This is a genomic window from Fusicatenibacter sp. (genome assembly GCF_050872605.1).
GTDB lineage: Bacteria > Bacillota > Clostridia > Lachnospirales > Lachnospiraceae > Fusicatenibacter.
In genome coordinates, this window is the sequence record NZ_JBNMHD010000021.1 from 18,609 (window position 1) to 39,544 (window position 20,936).

At 49.7% G+C, this 20,936-nt stretch carries 15 protein-coding genes; 10 read left to right on the forward strand and 5 right to left on the reverse strand.

Features of this window, described 5'->3' with window-relative positions; genetic code table 11:
- Window positions 1-63 precede the first annotated feature (63 nt).
- The 6 genes from ACY2VT_RS07945 to ACY2VT_RS07970 all read left to right on the forward strand — a co-directional run bounded on the left by ACY2VT_RS07945 (window position 64) and on the right by ACY2VT_RS07970 (window position 8,548).
- Window positions 64-1,314: a GGDEF domain-containing protein gene (locus ACY2VT_RS07945; protein WP_461879498.1), complete on the forward strand. Its 1,251-nt coding sequence runs from the start codon at window positions 64-66 to the stop codon at window positions 1,312-1,314.
- 24 nt (window positions 1,315-1,338) lie between these two features.
- On the forward strand, window positions 1,339-1,470 hold the full coding sequence (locus ACY2VT_RS07950) for a hypothetical protein (protein ID WP_461879499.1): 132 nt from the start codon (window positions 1,339-1,341) through the stop codon (window positions 1,468-1,470).
- Complete coding sequence (locus ACY2VT_RS07955) at window positions 1,464-2,243, forward strand: response regulator (RefSeq protein ID WP_461879500.1); 780 nt, start codon at window positions 1,464-1,466, stop codon at window positions 2,241-2,243. The genes ACY2VT_RS07950 and ACY2VT_RS07955 overlap by 7 nt, the downstream gene beginning before the upstream one ends.
- An 11-nt stretch (window positions 2,244-2,254) precedes the next feature.
- Window positions 2,255-5,728, forward strand: a complete 3,474-nt coding sequence (locus ACY2VT_RS07960) for a DNA polymerase III subunit alpha (protein ID WP_461879501.1) — start codon at window positions 2,255-2,257, stop codon at window positions 5,726-5,728.
- Window positions 5,729-5,809: 81 nt separating this feature from the next.
- On the forward strand, window positions 5,810-6,802 hold the full coding sequence (gene pfkA, locus ACY2VT_RS07965) for a 6-phosphofructokinase (RefSeq protein ID WP_022462041.1): 993 nt from the start codon (window positions 5,810-5,812) through the stop codon (window positions 6,800-6,802).
- Window positions 6,803-6,967: 165 nt separating this feature from the next.
- The gene (locus ACY2VT_RS07970; RefSeq protein ID WP_461879502.1) at window positions 6,968-8,548 is read left to right on the forward strand and encodes a glucose-6-phosphate isomerase; all 1,581 of its coding nucleotides are present in this window, start codon (window positions 6,968-6,970) and stop codon (window positions 8,546-8,548) included.
- 111 nt (window positions 8,549-8,659) lie between these two features.
- Here the strand turns inward: ACY2VT_RS07970 and ACY2VT_RS07975 are convergent, their stop codons facing one another.
- Window positions 8,660-9,565 carry a helix-turn-helix domain-containing protein gene (locus ACY2VT_RS07975; RefSeq protein WP_441761948.1) on the reverse strand — a complete coding sequence of 302 codons (906 nt, stop codon included), beginning with the start codon at window positions 9,563-9,565 and terminating at the stop codon, window positions 8,660-8,662.
- Window positions 9,566-9,831: 266 nt separating this feature from the next.
- Here ACY2VT_RS07975 and ACY2VT_RS07980 point away from each other — a divergent pair, with 266 nt between their 5' ends.
- Window positions 9,832-11,562 carry an ABC transporter ATP-binding protein gene (locus tag ACY2VT_RS07980; protein WP_461879503.1) on the forward strand — a complete coding sequence of 577 codons (1,731 nt, stop codon included), beginning with the start codon at window positions 9,832-9,834 and terminating at the stop codon, window positions 11,560-11,562.
- Between the two features lie 12 nt (window positions 11,563-11,574).
- Window positions 11,575-13,362, forward strand: a complete 1,788-nt coding sequence (locus ACY2VT_RS07985) for an ABC transporter ATP-binding protein (RefSeq protein WP_119221392.1) — start codon at window positions 11,575-11,577, stop codon at window positions 13,360-13,362.
- A gap of 79 nt (window positions 13,363-13,441) precedes the next feature.
- Here ACY2VT_RS07985 and aroE read toward each other — a convergent pair whose 3' ends face one another.
- The 4 genes from aroE to ACY2VT_RS08005 form a co-directional block, all read right to left on the reverse strand.
- On the reverse strand, window positions 13,442-14,314 hold the full coding sequence (gene aroE / locus ACY2VT_RS07990) for a shikimate dehydrogenase (protein WP_055218962.1): 873 nt from the start codon (window positions 14,312-14,314) through the stop codon (window positions 13,442-13,444).
- 201 nt (window positions 14,315-14,515) lie between these two features.
- Window positions 14,516-15,406 (reverse strand): quinate/shikimate dehydrogenase, encoded by an 891-nt coding sequence (locus tag ACY2VT_RS07995; RefSeq protein WP_334294803.1) that lies wholly within the window; start codon window positions 15,404-15,406, stop codon window positions 14,516-14,518.
- A 103-nt stretch (window positions 15,407-15,509) separates the two neighbouring features.
- A complete protein-coding gene (locus tag ACY2VT_RS08000; RefSeq protein ID WP_461879504.1) occupies window positions 15,510-17,531 on the reverse strand; it encodes an oxidoreductase in 2,022 nt (673 codons plus the stop codon).
- A 71-nt stretch (window positions 17,532-17,602) separates the two neighbouring features.
- Window positions 17,603-18,550, reverse strand: a complete 948-nt coding sequence (locus ACY2VT_RS08005) for a LysR family transcriptional regulator (RefSeq protein WP_461877191.1) — start codon at window positions 18,548-18,550, stop codon at window positions 17,603-17,605.
- Between the two features lie 278 nt (window positions 18,551-18,828).
- On the opposite strand from ACY2VT_RS08005, the gene ACY2VT_RS08010 reads away from it, so the two are divergent.
- Window positions 18,829-20,043: an MFS transporter gene (locus ACY2VT_RS08010; protein WP_461879505.1), complete on the forward strand. Its 1,215-nt coding sequence runs from the start codon at window positions 18,829-18,831 to the stop codon at window positions 20,041-20,043.
- A 109-nt stretch (window positions 20,044-20,152) separates the two neighbouring features.
- Entirely contained in the window at window positions 20,153-20,914 is a 762-nt protein-coding gene (gene aroD, locus ACY2VT_RS08015) for a type I 3-dehydroquinate dehydratase (protein ID WP_118666662.1), read from the forward strand.
- Window positions 20,915-20,936 lie beyond the last annotated feature (22 nt).

Below are 20,936 nucleotides of genomic sequence, written 5' to 3' on the forward strand. Positions count from 1 at the left end.
GAAAGGATTGCGCTTATAATTGATCTATATGACAAAAAATGACACAGGATCTGATGGAGGGCGATGAAGAAAAAGAAAAGTAAGAAAAAAACATCTTTTATTTCCAAAACCGCAATGACGGTTTTGACGATCATTCTGATTATTCTGTTTTTCTGCATTATGTCGATGGTCGAGAAAATACAGGGAACGGCCCGCGTTGTCAATTATGCCGGTCTGGTACGCGGAAAAACGCAGCGGATTATCAAGCTGGAAGATGCGGGAGAACCGCAGGATACGATGATTGCAGACATTGACGCCTATATCGACAGTCTGCGGAACGGAAGCAGCGAGCTGGATCTGGTGTGCCTGGATGACCGGGATTTTCAGGATAAGATGACCGAGCTGGCATCGTATTTTGAAGAGCTGAAGGCAGAGATTCTGCTGGTGCGCGAAAAAGGATATGAGAACACCGCGATTATCGAAAAGAGTGAGACCTTTTTCAAAATCTGTGATGAGGCGACGGGCCTGCCGAATAAAAATAAATGCGAAGAGATTCTGGAGGGAAGCGACGGCGGAGAAGAAATTTCCGGCGTGTATGCGGTCTGCGTGTTTGACCTCAACAATCTGCGCACGATCAACAACAGTCTTGGCCACGATAAGGGAGACGAATATATCCGTTCCTTTGCCGTTCAGTTTCGAAAAGCAGTCCCGGAGGAGTATTTCGTCGGAAGAAACGGCGGAGATGAGTTTCTTGCCATTTTGCGCGGACTGAACCGCGAAGAGGTGGAAGCGTGCATGAATCACATCCGCACGCAGACGGCAGAATATTCCCGCCAGCACCCGGAGATGCCGATCAGCTACGCCGGAGGCTATGCACTGTCCACGGAATTTGAAGACTGTGATATCCGGGAACTGTTCCGCCATGCGGACCAGAACATGTATATCGACAAAAACCGCGCGAAGATGGAAGAAGCCGCCGCAGAGCGGAAGATCAGCCTGGAAGCGCTGGATGTTGTAAAGAGAAAGGGATATCATTTTTCCAGCTGCATTTACTGCAATGCAAGACAGGATCAGTACCGGATTCTGCGCGCCGTTTCGGGCTTTTTCCTTGCCGGGGACGGCAGCTATACCGGTGCGGCCGAGCATATTGTGCAGAGCATCACGGATGAGGAAAAGAGAAAGGAAATGCGCAGAATGCTGGATCTTACCCATCTGAAGGAGTGCTATCAGAAGGGAGAAGAGAGCGTAGAAATTCTGTGCGAGTATCGGGAGGGCAGCGGAGGCGGAGCGCTCTGCAGAGGAAAAGTCACCATACTGTTCTATGACGCGGCCTAAGACGGCGGACTGCACCATTTTCTGATGGGCTTTGAGCGGTTCCGCTCCAATGAGGAAGCTGCTCGGAATGAAAAAGAACAGCTCGACCAATACTATGAACAGATGAAACAGTCGATCATTGAAAACAGCCACTACGCCTGCGGCAGATTATGCTGAATCTCTTCAGCAACGCAATCAAGTACAACAAGCCGGGCGGAACGATCGATACGTATGCGGGCGAAGTCTCCTGCGACGGAACCCAGGTCGTCTACGAGTTCCGCATCACGGACAACGGCATCGGAATGAGCAGCGAATTTATCGAAAAAGAGCTGTTCCATCCGTTCACACAGGAGAAGTCCGGTGCGAGAACGCAGTACAGGGGAACGGGCCTTGGCATGTCGATTGTCAAAGAGCTGATCGAAAAAATGCAGGGCACGATCGAGGTAACAAGCCAGCAGGGCGTCGGAACGACGTATGTATTCCGGCTTCCGTTTTACATCGACTGCGAGGGACAGCGGATTCAGGAAGTAAAGACACGGATCGCAGGAAAAGAGCTTGTCCGCTTCCACGTTCTGCTTGTCGAAGATAATGAGATCAACATGGAAATCGCCGAGTTTTACCTGACCGATCACGGTGCGGCGGTGGAAGAGACATGGAACGGCCGCGAGGCGGTTGAAAAGTATGCGGCGAATCCGCAGAAATTTGATGTGATTTTAATGGATCTGATGATGCCTGTGATGGGCGGCCTTGAGGCAGCGCAGCAGATCCGCGCCATGGAGCTTCCAGAAGCAAAACAAGTCCCGATCATCCCGATGACGGCGCAGTCCTCCGAAGAGAGCAAAGAGGGATGCCGCGCAGCGGGCATGAACAGCCATCTGACCAAGCCGATCGAGCCGGACAGCCTGGTGCAGACGATCTTGGAGACAACGGAACATGCCTTTGGAAAATAGAGGAGAAAACGATGAGTTTTACGCATTTACATGTACATACCGAATACAGCCTTCTGGACGGATCGAACAAGATCAAAGAGTACGTTGCCAGAGTCAAGGAGCTTGGCATGAACAGCGCCGCGATCACCGATCACGGCGTCATGTTCGGCTGTATCGATTTTTATAAAGAAGCCCGCGCGCAGGGCATCAAGCCGATCCTCGGATGTGAGGTTTACGTGGCGCCGGGTTCCCGTTTCGACCGCGAAACCAGCCGCGGAGAGGACCGGTACTACCATCTGGTTCTGCTGGCGGAAAATAATACGGGCTATTCCAATCTGATGAAGATTGTTTCGGCGGGCTTTATCGATGGATTTTACTATAAGCCGCGTGTCGACATGGAGATTCTGGAAAAGTATCACGATGGCATTATCGCGCTTTCCGCCTGCCTTGCAGGTGAGGTGGCGCGTGCGATGGTGCGGAACCAGTACGAGATGGGAAAGGAGGCCGCACTGCGGTATGAGAAGATTTTTGGAAAAGGCAATTTCTTCCTGGAACTGCAGGATCACGGCATCTCGGAGCAGCGGATGGTCAATCAGCAGCTGATGCGCCTCTCGGCAGAAACCGGCATCGAGCTGGTGGCGACGAATGATATTCACTACACGTACGCAGAAGATGCGGATTCCCACGATATTCTTCTGTGCCTGCAGACCGGAAAGAAGATCACGGATGAGGACCGCATGCGCTACGAGGGCGGCCAGTATTTCGTGAAATCCGAGGCGGAGATGGCATCGCTCTTCCCGTATGCACCGCAGGCAATCGAAAATACACAGAAAATCGCCGATCGCTGCAACGTGGAGATCGAATTTGGTGTCACAAAACTTCCGAAATTCGATGTGCCGGAAGGATACACTTCCTGGGAATACTTAAATAAGCTCTGCTACGACGGCCTCGAGGAACGGTATCACCCGGCGACGGATGAACTGAAAGCGCGGCTGAAATACGAGCTTGATACGATCAAAACGATGGGTTACGTTGATTACTTCCTGATCGTGTGGGATTTCATCAAATTTGCGCGCGACCACGACATCATGGTCGGACCGGGACGAGGATCGGCGGCCGGAAGTATTGTTTCCTACACCCTTGGCATCACACAGCTGGACCCGATGCGGTACCAGCTCCTGTTCGAGCGTTTCCTGAACCCGGAACGAGTTACCATGCCTGATATCGACGTGGATTTCTGCTTCGAACGCCGCCCGGAAGTCATCGACTATGTAACGAGAAAATACGGCAAAGACCGCGTTGTACAGATCGTCACATTCGGTACACTGGCGGCGCGCGGTGTCATCCGCGATGTCGGCCGTGTGCTGGATATGCCGTATGCACAGGTCGATTCGATTGCGAAGATGATTCCGAATGAGCTGAATATCACGATCGACAAGGCACTGCAGATGAACCACGAGCTGCGGGAGCTGTACCAGGGCAATGAAGAGGTTGCACATCTGATCGACATGTCACGGAGACTTGAAGGTCTGCCGCGCCACACGTCGATGCACGCCGCCGGTGTTGTCATCGGCTCGCGTCCGCTGGTGGAATTTGTGCCGCTCTCGCGAGGAAGCGACGGAACGATCGTCACGCAGTTCACGATGACGACGCTCGAGGAACTGGGACTTCTGAAAATGGACTTCTTAGGGCTTCGGACCCTGACCGTCATTCAGAATGCGACAAAGCTCGCAGAGCGTTACAGCAATAAGAAAATTGATCTGCTTCACATCGATTACAACGATCCGAAAGTGCTCGGCATGATCGGCGCATCGAAAACGGTCGGTGTGTTCCAGCTTGAGAGTGCGGGAATGAAAAACTTCATGAAGGAGTTAAAACCGCAGAGCCTCGAGGATATCATCGCCGGAATTTCCCTGTACCGGCCGGGCCCGATGGATTTTATTCCGCAGTACATCAAAGGAAAAAACAACCCGGAATCCGTTACGTACGATACACCGCTCTTAAAACCGATTCTGGAGCCGACGTACGGCTGTATCGTCTACCAGGAACAGGTTATGCAGATCGTACAGGCACTGGCGGGCTATTCGCTTGGACGGGCTGATCTGGTGCGCCGTGCGATGTCGAAGAAAAAGGCATCCGTCATGGAAAAAGAGCGCCAGAATTTCGTTTACGGAAACGAGGCCGAGGGCGTGCCGGGCTGTATCAAAAACGGCATTGATGAGAAGACAGCGAACAAGATCTACGACGAGATGATCGACTTCGCGAAATACGCCTTCAACAAATCCCATGCGGCGGCGTACGCGTTCGTATCGTACCAGACGGCATGGCTGAAATACTATTACCCGGTTGAGTTCATGGCGGCTCTGATGACCTCCTGCATCGATAACCCGGGAAAAGTCGCAGAGTATATCTTGAGTTCCCGCCAGATGGGCATTTCCATTCTGCCGCCGGACATCAACCGAAGCGAAGGAAAATTCACAGTGGACGGCCAGGCGATCCGCTATGGCATGGCGGCGGTCAAAGGCATCGGAAAGCCGGTCATGGAGGCGATCGTGGAGGAGCGGAGTGCAAACGGCCCGTTCCGCTCGTTAAAGGATTTCGCAGAGCGTTTAAGCGGAAAAGAAGTTAACAAGCGGACCGTCGAGAACTTTATCAAGGCGGGCGCATTCGACTGCTTCGGCGTGACGAGAAAGCAGCTCATGTTCGTCTACGCCAATGTGCTCGATGATGTGGCGCGCGAGAAAAAAGATTCGTTAAGCGGCCAGATGAGTCTGTTTGACTTCGTAGATGAGACGACCAAACGGTCGTATGAAACGGTGTACCCGGATGTCGGAGAATACGAAAAGAGTGATCTTTTGGCGCTCGAAAAAGAGGTGCTCGGCATCTACGTCAGCGGTCATCCGCTCGAGGAGCAGGAGGAGTGCTGGCGGAAGAACATTTCCGCGGTAACGACAGACTTCCAGCCGGATGAGGAGACGGGTTTCCCATCCGTCACCGACGGCGCGAAAGAGATTGTCGGCGGCATTATCACGGATAAAAAAATCAAATATACAAAGAATAACAAGACAATGGCATTTCTCACACTCGAGGACCTCGTCGGCAGTATGGAAATCGTCGTATTCCCGCGCGATTACGAGAAAAACGCAGCGATGATGCAGACCGATGCGCGTGTCTTCATCCAGGGCCGTGTTTCCGCGGAGGATGATAAGCCGAGCAAGCTGATCTGCGAGAAAATTTTCCCGTTTGCAGGCATCCCGAAAGAGCTCTGGATCCAGTTCCCGGACAAGGAAACGTACGAGAGAGAAGTGGCGGATCTGTACCAGATGCTGCATGAATCCGACGGCAAGGACAGCGTGATTCTCTACATCAAATCGATCAAAGCGATGAAAAAACTGCCGCCGAGCCGCAATGTGCAGGCAGATGCCCGTCTGGTGGCGTCACTTCAGGCAAAATTCGGTACCGGAAACGTGAAAGTTGTAGAAAAGAGTATTGAAAAAAGGGCCTGAATGCTTTAAAATAAAACTGTGTGTGATTAATAAATAAAACTACTCGTTTATTAATGTGTGTGATGAGATGGAGGAATTCATATGGCAACGACTAACAAGGTAAAGACAATCGGAGTGCTTACCAGCGGTGGTGATGCACCAGGTATGAACGCAGCAATCCGTGCAGCCGTAAGAAGAGGTCTGCAGAAGGGCGTTCAGATGAAAGGTATCCTGAAAGGCTACGACGGACTGATGAACGAAGAAATCATCGACATGACAGCCCGCGATGTATCCGACACCATCGAGCGCGGAGGTACCATCCTTTATACCGCCCGCTGCGCAGAGATGCGTACACCGGAAGGCCAGAAACGTGCTGCAGATGTCTGCAGAAAACACGGCATCGACGGACTGGTAGTTATCGGCGGAGACGGATCTTTTGCAGGAGCGCAGAAACTGGCAGCTCTTGGAATTAACACCGTAGGTGTACCGGGAACCATCGACCTGGATATCGCCTGCACAGAATATACCATCGGTTTTGATACCGCGGTAAACACTGCAATGGAAGCCATTGATAAAGTAAGAGATACTTCCACTTCCCATGAGAGATGCTCGATCATCGAGGTTATGGGACGTAATGCCGGATATATCGCTCTGTGGTGCGGTATCGCAAACGGCGCAGAGGATATTCTTCTTCCAGAGAAATACGATTACGATGAGCAGAAGATCATCAACAACATCATCGAGAACCGTAGAAAAGGCAAAAAACATCATATCATCGTAAATGCTGAGGGCATCGGCCATTCCACCAGCATGGCGCGCAGAATCGAAGCTGCAACCGGCATCGAGACCCGTGCAACGATTCTTGGACATATGCAGCGTGGAGGAAGCCCGACATGTAAAGACCGTGTATATGCGTCCATCATGGGTGCTTACGCAGTTGACCTTCTTCTGGAAGGCAAAACAGACCGCGTTGTTGCATACAAGAACGGTGAGTATGTAGATTACGATATCGATGAGGCACTGTCCATGACAAAGACTCTGCCGGAATATCAGTGGGAGATCGCAAGAGCTCTTTCTTATAACTATACGAAATAAAAAAATATCACGAAACAGACTGTTTTTAGCAAGCAGTCTGTTTCGTTGCTCTGCACATCAACAATTGGTCCAGTGGACCAATTTTGAGTGGTATAATAGCGGGAATAAAAATGTTTCCGCGGACGGAATAGAGAGACAAAATAAAAAAACAGGAGGAACTTAACAATGGTTACCTGGAACAATCTTGATAAACTGGCTTCTTTTGAGGAGCTGAAAAAAGTGGAGCGTGTCAATCTTGCCGAGGTGATGTCCGGCGAAAACGGAGCAGAGCGCGTAAAATCTTACAGCGTTCCGATGGCAGAAGGACTTGCGTATAACTACGCAGCAAAACAGGTGAATGAGGATGTCCTTGCCGCACTCGTAAAACTGGCAGAAGAGGCACAGCTTTCTGAAAAATTTGAGGAGCTTTACAACGGTGCTGTCATCAACACCGGAGAGAACCGTCTCGTGCTTCATCAGCTGACCCGCGGCCAGCTCGGAAACACCGTTACGGCAGACGGCGTAGACAAACGTGCTTTCTACGTAGAGCAGCAGAAACGCATCGCAGAGTTCGCGAACAAAGTACATGCAGGTGAGATCACCAACGCAGCAGGTGAAAAATTCACCACCGTTGTGCAGATCGGTATCGGCGGAAGCGACCTTGGCCCGCGTGCGATGTATCTGGCTCTGGAAAATTGGGCAAAGAAAAACGGCTGCTTCAAAATGGAAGCAAAATTCATCAGCAACGTTGACCCGGATGACGCAGCAGCTGTTCTGAATTCGATCGACGTAGCACATTCCATCTTCGTTCTGGTATCCAAATCCGGAACCACACTGGAGACTCTGACCAACGAGTCCTTCGTAAAAGACGCTCTGAAAAATGCAGGCCTGGATGCATCCAAGCATATGATCGCCGTTACCAGTGAGACTTCTCCGCTGGCAAAGAGCGACGACTATCTGGCAGCATTCTTCATGGATGACTACATCGGAGGCCGTTATTCTTCCACATCCGCAGTCGGCGGCGCTGTTCTGTCCCTGGCTTTCGGACCGGAAGTATTCGCAGCATTCCTCGAGGGCGCTGCAGCAGAAGATAAACTTTCTGCAAACAAAGACGTATTACAGAACCCGGAGATGCTCGATGCGCTGATCGGTGTTTACGAGAGAAACGTTCTTGGCTATCCAAGCACTGCAGTTCTTCCGTATTCCCAGGCACTGAACCGTTTCCCGGCTCACTTACAGCAGGTAGATATGGAGTCCAACGGTAAATCGGTCAACCGCTTCGGCGAGCCGGTCAATTACCCGACCGGTCCGGTTCTCTTCGGCGAGCCAGGTACCAATGGACAGCATTCCTTCTATCAGCTGCTGCATCAGGGAACTGATATCGTTCCGCTGCAGTTTGTAGGATTCCGCAATAACCAGATGGAGACCGATGTCGACATCCAGGGCAGCACCAGCCAGCAGAAACTCTGCGCAAACGTAGCAGCTCAGATCGTTGCATTTGCCTGCGGTAAAGCAGATGAGAATAAAAACAAAAACTTCGAAGGCGGCCGTCCGTCCAGCATCATCATCGGAGATCAGGTAAATCCGAAGACGCTGGGAGCACTGCTTGCACACTTCGAGAATAAGATCATGTTCCAGGGATTCCTGTGGAACGTAAACAGCTTCGACCAGGAGGGTGTACAGCTTGGTAAAGTCCTTGCAAAACGCGTTCTGGCTCACGAGACAGACGGAGCACTGAAAGTATTCAGCGATCTGCTCAACATCTAAGAAGTTTAAATCAGAAAATTTAAGATATGAAAAGGCGGCATACCGGATTTTCTTTCTGAAAGTTTCAGGGGGAAAACGGTATGCCGCCTTTTTTATTACTATATTATGGGGTTATCCCAGCTTCGCCGGAAGCGACGAGGACACTGTGGACTGATGCTCCTGCCGGAACTGCCGCGGGGTGATCTGATACCGTTTTTTGAACGTACGGATCAGGTGGCTGCAGTCTGCAAAGCCGGTCTCGGTGGCAATAAAGTTCAGGTCATAATCGGTAAAGAGGAGCAGGTTCTCGACCTTGTTCAAACGGATAAATTCGATATACTGCTTGCAGCTCTGCCCATAGTGTTTTAAAAACAGCTTGGCAAAGTACGAATAGCTCATATTGTATTTATGCGCCAGCTCTTCGATGTTGATATTCTCCTGTGAATGACGGTCGATGTAGACGAGAATGTCCTGCATACTTTTCTCTTCACTCTCGGAGATGGTTTCGAGATCAAAACAGATTCCCTGGCAGTGCCACGTCCGCAGAAGGCGCAGGAACAGTGTCGAAAACAGCGAATAAATATACGCGTCGTAGCCGTACTGTTTTGCATGGGATTCTTTTTCAATGGTTGTAAAAAAATCGTTCAGGTCGAGCCCCGGAAGATCCGCCTGCGTAAAGAGCAGGGAAGGATGCGTCATGGAGGCAACCTTATGGAACGCAAAGCTCAGGTTCGGAAGATAGCTTCCGGTGAGATGAATCCGGTTCAGATTGAATTTTACGCAGAAAAAGCGAAACGGTTTGTCATGATCCGCGGCAAGCGCATGGACTGCCTGCGGCGGAAAAAGGATGAAAGAGCCGGCCTCCATCGGATAGACAACATCGTTGCAGCTCACAAGGAGCGAGCCTTCCTGCAGATAAAGTACTTCAGTAAAATAGTGCCAGTGTGATACCACCGGCATGGAAAAGGTTTCCGAGCTGCAGGAAAATGCCTCGATCGGTGAGCGCAGGATATCATTGTATTCAAATAGATTTTTCAAAAGTAAATTCCTCCTGTTCCGGTTAAAAAGTTCTGCAAAAAATTACGAGGATTATTCAAAAGAATCGTGCATGAAGATAGAAACGTTCTATTTTTATACAGTCGCATTATATCATAATGAAATGAAAATTGATACAATGGCGAAAGCATTTGAAAGAGAAAAATGCAGAAACCTTTTGATTTTCAGAAGATAAGGGGGGATATGAAAAAATGAAAAGCAGCACAAAATCATTCCCGAAAACTAAAATCCAATGGCTGTGGGAAAACATGGAAGGAAAGCGTGCGCTGTATCTGATCGGCATGATCGGAACGGTATTATATAACGTTCTGCAGCTTACGATTCCATATTTTTCGGGAAAAATTGTTGACCTGTTTCTGACAGGTGAAAATGCAGTGCAGAATCTGCAGACACACCGGGATCTATTTTACCGCCTGTTGATTGCGATGATTGGCTTCACGTTTCTGCGTGTCGTTATTGTCTACGGCAGCTGTATGATTTACGAGCACGTATCACAGAGCGTCCTGTACCGGGTGCGGAATTACCTGTATGACAAAATCCAGCGGCAGGATATGACGTTTTACAGCACGTACCGTACCGGCGATCTGATGACGCGTCTGACCGGAGACCTCGATGCCGTCCGCCATATGGTCGCATGGGTCATCCGAATGGTGATTGAGTCGTTTTCCTTGTTCGCGGCAGCGGCCATTTTCTTCCTGTACACGAACTGGAAGCTAGCGCTCTGCATACTTGTGATTTCGCCGTTCGTATTCTGGATCATCTACCTGTTCCGCAACCGTGTTGCCCCGATGCATGCGGCACTGCGTGAAAAGCTGGCACAGATGAATACGTGTGCGCAGGAGAATATCTCCGGAAACCGCGTCGTCAAGGCGTTTGCAAGAGAAGAGTACGAGATCGAGAAATTCGACCGCGCTAATACCGATTACGCGGAGACAAACAAAGCAACCGCGATGGTATGGCTGAAATTCTTCCCGTTTGTCGAGAGTATCGCTAACCTGATGCCGGTTGTCCTGCTGGCAGTCGGCGGTGTCTTTATGATTAAGGGCCAGCTGACCATGGGTGATTATGTGGCATTCTCCGGCCTCATCTGGGCAATCGCAAACCCGATGCGTCAGATGGGAAATATCATGAACGAGTTCCAGCGGTTCTCGGCGGCTTCAAAAAAAGTCATGGAGCTGTATTACTCCGAGGCGAAGATCAAGGACGAGGAAAATGCAGTGGCACACCCGGAACGCTTCGAGGGAAAAATCGAGTTCGACAACGTTTCGTTCCAGTATGAGGACGGTGATCTGCCGGTTCTGCATAACATTTCGTTTACGGTTAACCCGAATGAGACCGTGGCGGTCATGGGAGAGACGGGATGCGGAAAGACATCCCTCATCAACCTGATTCCGCGTTTCTACGAGCCGACAGAAGGTCAGATCCGCATCGACGGTATTCCGGTGGAAGATCTGAAGCTGTATGACCTCCGGAAACACATCGGACTTGCGACGCAGGATGTCCTGCTGTATTCTGATACGATCGAGGGCAACATTGCTTACGGCGATGACTCGATCAAGATGAATGAAGTCATTAAATTTGCAAAATATTCTGCCGCGGCAGACTTTATTTCGAAGATGCCGGAGGGCTATGACACTCTGGTCGGTGAGCGCGGCGTCGGTCTTTCAGGCGGCCAGAAGCAGAGAATTTCCCTGGCGAGAGCGCTGGCCATCCGTCCGTCGATCCTGATTCTTGACGACACGACATCGGCCGTCGATATGGAGACGGAAAAACAGATCCAGCATTCCTTACGAGAACTGGATTTCCCGTGTACGAAAGTTATCATCGCGCAGCGAATCTCCACCACAAAGACGGCGGACAAAATTATCGTGCTGCAGAACGGTTACATCAAGGAGATGGGAACGCACGAGGAGCTGATGGAAAAGAAGGGCTATTACTACGAACTGGTGAAACTGCAGACCGGTGTGGATGAACTGTAGGAGGGGGAAGCAATGGCAAAAAATACATACAAGCAGGATGAAGTGCTCGAAGAACCTTTTGACATCAGACACTTACTCCGGGCATCATCTTATATTAAAAAATACGCGGGCCGGATGGTTGTGGCGATTCTCTTAAGCGGCATCGGCGGCGCGTTCGGCTACGTTGCGCCGATGATTATCCAGCGGGCACTGGACCTTGCGATTCCGGACAAAAACGAGAAACTTTTGTTTTCTCTGGTCGGAATGCTCGTGGGCATCTACGTCGTCAGCGTCATTTTCACGACGATCCGAAGCCGTATCATGGTGGATGTCAGCCAGAATATCATCTACGATATCCGAAAAGACCTGTTTGAGCATCTGCAGGAGCTGCCGTTCCAGTATTACGACGACCGCCCGCACGGCAAAATTCTGATCCGTGTGGTCAACTACGTCAACTCGGTATCGGATATGCTTTCGAATGGACTGATCAACATTGTGCTGGAGTGTTTCAATCTGCTGTTCATCGTCATTTTCATGTTCCTGGTCGATGTGCAGATGGCGCTCGTTGTTCTCTGCGGCGTGCCGGTGCTGTGCGTGTTCATGGTCTGGATCAAGAATAAACAGAGACGGGCATGGCAGGCAGTTTCAAATAAGAACTCGAACCTGAATGCGTATCTGCAGGAAAATATCGTCGGAGCCCGCATTACGCAGATCTTTGCGAGAGAGGATGAAAATGCGGAGATTTTCAAAGATCTTTCACAGGACTGCCGCAGAACGTGGAACACGGCGGTGCGTTATTCCAACCTGGTATGGCCGGGCATTGATTCCATTTCCGTCTGCGTGCGCGCGGCGATCTTCTTAGCAGGCCTTGTGCTGTTCGGACAGGGCAGCAAATCACTCGGTACCATCGTGGCGATTTCCAGCTACGCATCGTACTTCTGGCAGCCGATCATGAACCTTGGAAATATCTTCAACAACTTTATCAACAATATCGCTTACCTGGAGCGTATCTTCGAGACAATGGACGAGCCGGTAACGGTAAAAGATGCGGAGAACGCCGTAAAAATGCCGGAGATCCGTGGTGAGGTGACGTTTGACCATGTCAACTTCTCATACGATGAATCGAAGCAGATTTTAAAAGACGTTTCGTTTACGGTAAAACCGGGTGAGAGTGTGGCGCTTGTCGGACCGACGGGAGCCGGAAAGAGTACGATTGTCAATCTGATCTCCCGGTTCTACAATGTCAACGGCGGCCGCGTCCTGATCGACGGCCAGGACATCTCGCAGGTGACAATTCATTCGCTGCGTGAACAGATGGGTATTATGATGCAGGACAGCTTTATTTTCTCGGGAGACATCGAGGACAACATCCGCTACGGAAAGCTGGATGCGACACGGGAAGAGATCGTGAAGGCAAGCAGAACCGTCTGCGCGGATGAGTTCATCAGCAAAATGCCGGACCGCTATCAGACCGAGGTGCGGGAGCGCGGCTCCATGCTGAGCCAGGGCCAGAAACAGCTGATCTCGTTTGCGAGAACGCTGCTTTCGGACCCGGCGATTCTGATTCTCGATGAGGCAACCTCGAGTATCGACGTGCAGACCGAGAAAGCACTGCAGACTGGCCTCAATGCGATGCTGAAGGGCAGAACATCGTTCATCATCGCCCACCGTCTGTCCACGATCCGCAACTGCGATAAGATCATGTATATCGACAACGGCGGTATCATGGAGAGCGGAACGCACGACGAACTGATGGCAAAGAAAGGATACTACTACAAACTGTATACGGCACAGCTCGACGAAGTACAGAAAGCGGGCTGACACCATTTCAGGACAGCAAAAAGGCTTCTGCCGGCGGATGAAAATCCGGGGCAGAAGCCTTTTGAAATTGTGTGATATTTTATTTTCCGGAGAAGTATTTCTCTTTGATGATCTCAACCGGCATATCCTCGCCAGTCCACAGTTTGAAGGAAGCAGCTCCCTGGTATAACAGCATGTACATACCGTTTCCGGTCTTGCATCCAGCCTCTTTTGCCTCACGCAGCAGGCGGGTTTCCTGCGGATTGTAGATCACATCGAAAACGAAGAGGTCTTTGTGGAACATCGTTGTGTCGGTGATGATGGTGTTCTCGGTTTTTGGAGCCATTCCGACGGAAGTTCCGTTGACAAGAATGGCGCTGTCTGCGATGGATGCGCGAAGGACTTCCGGATCGGAGAAGTCGTGCAGGGTAACCTTGCAGGAAGTACGCTCATTGAGTTTTGCAACGATTTCCTCGGCTCTTCCGAAGAAATTGTCTCTGACGTTGAATACATTGATCTCAGCCACGCCGTCGAGGGCTGCCTGTACCAGGATTGCAGTAGCAGCGCCGCCGGCACCGAGCAGAGTCATCTTTTTGCCGATGATGTCTACGCCGTTTTCTGCAACTGCTCTCATGAAGCCGACACCGTCGGTGGTGTAAGCGGTGAGAACGCCGTTGTCGTTGACGATGGTATTACATGCGCCGGAGATCTCCGAAGCAGGAGAAACCTTGTCTGCCAATTTGCACATGATATTTTTGCCAGGCATGGTGATGTTCCAGCCTCTTGCACCCATGGTGCGGAGTCCTTCGACTGCCTGCGGCATTTTGTCTTCCGGTACATCAAAGGCAAGGTAGCTATAATCAAGGCCGAGCTGGTCGCATGCTTCGTTGTGCATTTCCGGAGAAACACTGTGTGCAACCGGGCTTCCGAGTAAACATAATAATCCGGTGTGTCCTGTGATGTGTTTTGACATAATTTGAAATCCTCTCTCTCCTCGTATTTCCGCATGATGATAAATCGTGCTGTAGCACTTTAAACTGCTACTATATGAAGTGAATTATACTCCAGATGCCGAAAGAAAGCAAGAAAAAAAGAGGAAATGACGCAAAGTTCATTTCCTCTTTTCGTGTTGGTTTTTGATTAAGGTTTAAGATGGAAAAGATTCGCCCGGAAATCAGATTCCAAGTTTCTCTTTCATGTAGTCAACCGGAGTATCTTTTCCGGTATACAGCTTGATTGCAATGAGTGCCTGGAACAGCATCATACCCATGCCGTTGAAGACCTTTTCGCATCCTGCTTCTTTTGCCTGTTTCATCATAACTGTTTCGCGCGGAGCGTAAACGGTATCCGTTACGATGAGATCTTTTTTAAAGAAGGAAGGATCAGGAATGTTGGAAAGGTCTTCGAGTGGATGCATTCCTACGCCGGTAGCATCGCAGAACAGGTCGGCTGCGTGCATTTTTTCTTTCAGGAGGTCTTTGTCTGCCAGATCGTTCATGGTAGCCTTGCAGTTGGTGTTCTTATTGATCAGATCAACAATTTCCTCTCCACGGCTGTAGAATTTGTCTTTGATGTTGAAGATTTCAATTTCTGCAACTCCATCCAGAGCACCGCGCACTGCAATTGCAGTAGCAGCACCGCCGGTTCCGATCAGGACCATCTTCATTCCCTTGAAATCGATGCCCTCTTCGGTCAGTGCCTGCCAGTATCCCATACCATCGGTGTTGTAGCCTTTCAGTTTGCCGGTTACCTGACCGTTTTCGTCGCGGAGGTTGACTACGGTGTTAATAGCGCCGCATAACTTAGCTGCTTCATCTACCTCGTCCAGATATTTGTGGACAACAGTTTTGTTTGGCATGGAAATATTGGAACCGAGCATTTTCAGCGCGCGGATACTCTGCACAGCATCTTTTAAAGAATCGTTATCAACTTCGAAAGCAAGCTGAATGACGTCATCTCCGTTTTTGTCGTATGCAAGGTTGTGGGTTGTCGGAGACTGGGTATGACGGATCGGGTAAGCCATTAATCCAACTAATTCGGTATGTCCTGTTACGTTTGGCATGATATTTTCCTCTTTTCTTTTTTTCATGCTGCGCTGTTTTTGGTTGGAAAAAGAGGCAGCGCAGCAGGTGATATACAGTTTTTGTCGGGCTGCTTAAAATCGATGATTACTCAAGCGGCTCCAGATGCAGGTATCCCTGGGACTCCAGTACATTCAGGATCGCGCGGCCTTCCATGGTACCTTCCATGATGCGGCGTGCGCGGACGGAATCGCCGATGGTATAAATATAAGTATGGGTATCGGCGAATGCTTCCTGAAGCTCCGGCAGAATCGGGTTGTTGGAGCGCATTCCAAGGCAGTTGAATCCGTAATCGAAGGTGAGATCCTGGATGGTTCCGTCCGGAAGTTTTACGGTGAATGCGTTTTCTTTTACTTCCTGAAGAGCAGTGTTGACATACTCTTTTACACCGTATTTGTCGTGTGTCTCACGCATGGAGCATTTGGTGATCGGGTCTGCAAGCATACCGATCTGCGGCAGCATGTCGATGATGGTACACTCAGCACCTCTTGGTGCAAAGTACTCAACAACATCAAGTCCTACGGAACCGCCGCCAACGACAACGACTTTCTTGCCCTGACAGGCTTCTTCCGGATATTTTCCTGCGTTTACATTGTTGATCATACCAAAGATGGTATTTACATTTCCGGCGTCGATATTCTCTTTCAGGCCTTTGATCGGCGGAACAAGCGGAACGGAACCGGTGGAGTTTACAATGATGTCCGGTTTGAACTGTTTGATCTTCTCTACGGTGGCTTCGGTGTTGAGGAAGATATACAGATTTTTCAGTCTGGCAGCTCTTGCTTCAAGGTATTTCGGGAAATCTTTCATACGGCTCTTGCTTGGAAGATCGGAGATGAAAGTGGAAAGACCGCCGATGTGGTCGTTTTTCTCGAGTACGAAAACGTTGCATCCGACTTCTGCTGCGGTGCAGGCTGCTTCCATACCGGCAGTACCGGCGCCGACAACAACAACGTTACAGTTTTTGTTCACTTTCAGTGCTTTGTAAATATCGCCTTCCGGAACAGCCGGGTTTACGGTACAACGGATCGGGCGGTTGACACCGATACGGTTTCCTGCACATCCGACGTTACAGGAGATACATTTCCGAAGAAGATCTTCTTCACCATTCTCCACTTTCTTTACCCAGTTCGGCTCAGCGATCAGGCCGCGTCCCATGCCGACGATATCTACATCGCCGCTCTCAAGAACTTTTTCAACAACCTTCGGGTCACGGTAGTTACCGGCGTTGATCACAGGTTTTTTGAATTTATCTTTTACGGCTCTTGCCATGTAGGAACGCCATCCGTCCGGCAGGAAGTTGGAATCGATCTGATACTGCAGAGATGGGTTGAGACCGCAGGATACGTCGTACATATCTACGAACTCATCCAGGTACTCCAGATACTCCAGGGTATCTTCCAGGGTATTTCCGCCCGGAACACGCTCCTCGGCAGAGATACGAACGATGATCGGGAACCACGGTCCGACGTTTTTACGTACTTCCTCGAGAACCATACGCGGGAAGCGCAGACGGTTTTCTACGGAACCACCGAATTCATCGGTTCTTTTATTGTAATATGGGGAGATGAACTGGCTCATCAGGTAGGAGTGGCCGCAGTGGATTTCAATGGCGTCAAAGCCGATGGCCTGCACACGTTTTGCAGCCTCGCCGTATTTTTTCACGGTTGTCATGATTTCTTCCTTTGTCATCGGACGCGGGGTTTCGCCACCGGCCTTTGTCGGGATATTGGAAGAAGAAACGGTTTCCATGCCGGTTCTTGCGGAAGATGCGGAAGCTCCGGCGTGGTTGATCTGGATTGCTACGGTAGCACCGTTTTTATGAAGGTTCTCGACTAACTGATAGTAGCGCGGCATAAAGCTGTCGTGGTCGATACGGATCTGGCTGGTTCCGTTGGAACCGACCGGGTACTCGATGTTGGCGTTCTCCAGAATAATGAGACCAACGCCGCCTTTTGCGCGGAGAGAGTAATAATTCATATGACGGTTACTCATTTCACCGCTTGTCTCACCGTAGTTGGTTCCCATCGGGGTCATTGCAATACGGTTTTTAATCGTTGTTCGTTTGATTGTAATTGGCTCAAAAATTTTTGGGTAAGCACTCTTCATGAAAATTTCTCCTTATTCATTACATGAGCGGTAATCCTCTGTTTGTGACAATTTCATCATAACTCTTTCGACTAAAAATTAACAATATCTTTCAGATAAACTTTCGATACGTTTTCGCTATCATTTCCGGTCTCTTCGATAATGTCAGCGTGTTGTTTCATATATTCGGTAAACCGTTCGACAGCCGGAAGCCGGTAGCGGTTCTTCATCCAGAACATAAAGGTCTGGTGATAGATTTCGAGACCTTTCAGCGTATGGATGCGGATGCCGTCTGCCTGTTCCAGAATATCGGTTCGCGGCATAAGTGCGATGCCGAAATTTTCGCGTACCAGTGCTACAATCGAATATTCATCCGGGCATTCCATGATAATATTCGGATGAAGCTGATATTTCCGGTAGAGATGATCGGTGTAGACACCGAGCCAGGAGGTGCGGTCGTAGCCGATCACCGGATAACGGGTAAGCTTTACAAGCGGAACCTCCGGTTCATCGGCAATCGGATGCTGTTCCGGGGATACGATGACAAGCGGCTGCTGGATCAACGGAAAAAACTCCATGTCATCGCGCTTTAAAAAGCCGCCAAACCCAAGATCGAGTTCACCGGATTTCACCTTCTGTGCAATGGCCGGGGTATGGTTCTGCCAGAAGCTAAAGGCAACATTTTTGTTTTCTTCTTTGTCCAGAAAGGTGCGGACGTTGTGTGGAATATAATGTCCGGCAAGTGGAAAAATATAACCGATATTGATTTTTCCGCCACCGGAGGCGAGCTCTTTCATTTTTCCTGTCGCAATGTCACAGTCACCTGCGATCCGGTCTGCATGCTCCAGGAAAAGGCGGCCGGCATTGGTAAGGACAACACCGCGCCCTTTCTTTTCAAACAGCGTGATTCCAAGCTCACTTTCAAGGGCAGCCATGGAACGGCTCAGGGATGGCTGGGAAATATAAAGCTCCTCCGCTGCCTGGTGATAATTTTCCAGCCGGGCAACCTTTCGGAAATAGAGAATCTGATTCAGTGTCATGTGGATTTTCCTCCTGAAAAAATGGTTCCGTAAGAAAGTCTTTGCTTCCTCTTATTATTATAACTCAAGTATACCACATCAATGCATTCAATGCATTGGTTTTTTCCTTTAAAAGCATTAGACTGTATCCCCTTTCACTGCTAAAATAAAGGCAAATGTTATTTTTTTAACATTCACGAAACTGGTAATCTGTTGTTTGTGACAAAACAAAAGGATGAACCGAACAGAGGCAAAAACAATTTGACCTCAACATGATCTTATTTAAAAGGAGAGAAACCATGAACAAGAAATACCTGCCAAGTGCATTAATTCTGTACTTGAACTACTTTATCCACGGTGTTGGATGCTCCATCCTGGGCCAGGCAGTCATCAAAGAGGCTCTGGCAGCAGCATGGGGAGTGGAAGCAATGGCAATTACTGCGATTTCCGCAGCACTCGGTCTTGGCCGTCTGATCGCACTGCCATTTGCAGGTCCTCTGTCCGACAAGCTCGGACGCCGCATTTCCACTGCAATCGGAAGTGCTTCTTATGCAATTTACCTGATCGGCCTTGCTCTTGCATTTAATGCAGGAACACACGGTGGTTATACCATCGCTTACGTATGCGCCATCATCGGCGGTATCGCAAACTCCTTTCTGGATACCGGTATTTACCCGGCAGTATCCGAGATTATTTACAAAGCTCCTGGCGTTGCTACCATGGGAATCAAATTTTTCATCGCAATCGCACAGATGCTGCTTCCGTTTGTTCTTGGTGTAGCGGTTACTTCTACCGCAGCTGGCCTTACCTCCTACAATCCGTTATTCTACGGATGCGGAATCGCGTATATCGTCCTTTTTGTACTGGTATTCCTGTTCCCGCTGCCAGATGCTGACCAGAAAGCATCCGGCAAAAAAGAAGGTCTGATCGACAGCCTGAAACATACCCATTTCTCCTTCGAGTCCGTTGCCATGATTCTGATCGGATTTACCTGCACCGGTACCTTCCAGCTGTGGCTGAACTGTGCGCAGAACTTTGCAAAAGAGAATGTAGGCTGGGCGAATCCGTCCATCATGCAGACTTACTATTCAGCAGGAACCATGCTGGCACTCGTTGTAACCGCATTCCTGACCAGAAAAATCAAAGACGTTCGTTTCATCGTTGTTTACCCGGCCATTTGCCTTGTAACCATGATCGTTGTCCTGATGGGACAGAGCAAACCGCTGATGATCGCCGGTGCTTTCATTATCGGATGGGCAGGCGCAGGCGGACTGCTTCAGATCGCAACTTCCGTTTGCAACATGCTGTTCCCGAAAATCAAAGGAACCGTAACCGCACTGGTTATGATTGCATCTTCTCTTTGCAACTACACGATCCTGACCGCAGCATCTAAAATGCAGCCGTCCGGCGTTATGACCATGAACATCGTTCTGACCGCAGTTGGTGTTGCACTTGGACTGTTTGTAAACATTCGCTACAAAAAAATGGTTGAACTTGCACAGCAGGACAACTAAAATGAGGTTAAGGATTGCAGGAGTACGAAGTACCGGGTAATCCGGGCGTGAAAAAGAAAAGCCTGCAAAGAAAAGTCAGGATTAATATTGAAGAAAGAAGGAAAAACACATGAATACAGTAAAAGTTCGTGATATTGAAATCGGTGCCGGTGCACCGAAGATCATCGTTCCGATCGTAGGCGTTACCAAAAACGATATCATCGAAGAAGCAAAAACCTTCCATTCGATTCCGGTTGACGTTGTAGAATGGCGTGTAGACTGGTTCGAGGGTGTATTCGACTTTGCACAGGTAGAGGACGTGTTAAAAGACCTCCGCGAAGCACTCGGCAATATTCCGCTTCTGATGACATTCCGTACCTCCAAAGAGGGCGGTGAAAAAGCGATTGAGCCGGCAGCATATGCAGAGCTGAACATCAAAGCAGCACAGACCGGATATGTGGATCTGGTGGATGTTGAGATCTTTACCGGAGATGACATCGTAAAGAAGATCATCGACGGTGCACACGCAGCAGGCGTAAAGGTTATCGCTTCCAATCATGATTTCTTCAAGACTCCTGCAAAAGCAGACATCATCTACAGACTGCGCAAGATGCAGGATATGAACGCAGATATTCCGAAGATCGCTGTTATGCCGCAGAATAAGAAAGACGTTCTGACCCTGCTTGCAGCAACAGAGGAAATGACCACCAATTATGCGGACAGACCGATCATCACCATGTCTATGGCAGGCACAGGTGTAATCAGCCGTCTCTGCGGTGAGGTATTTGGTTCTTCCATGACCTTCGGCGCGGCGAAGAAAGCATCCGCACCGGGTCAGATGGGAGTCAATGATCTGAGCACAGTCCTGGATCTGCTTCACAAAGCTATGTAACCGTTTTTCTTTTGGGGACACC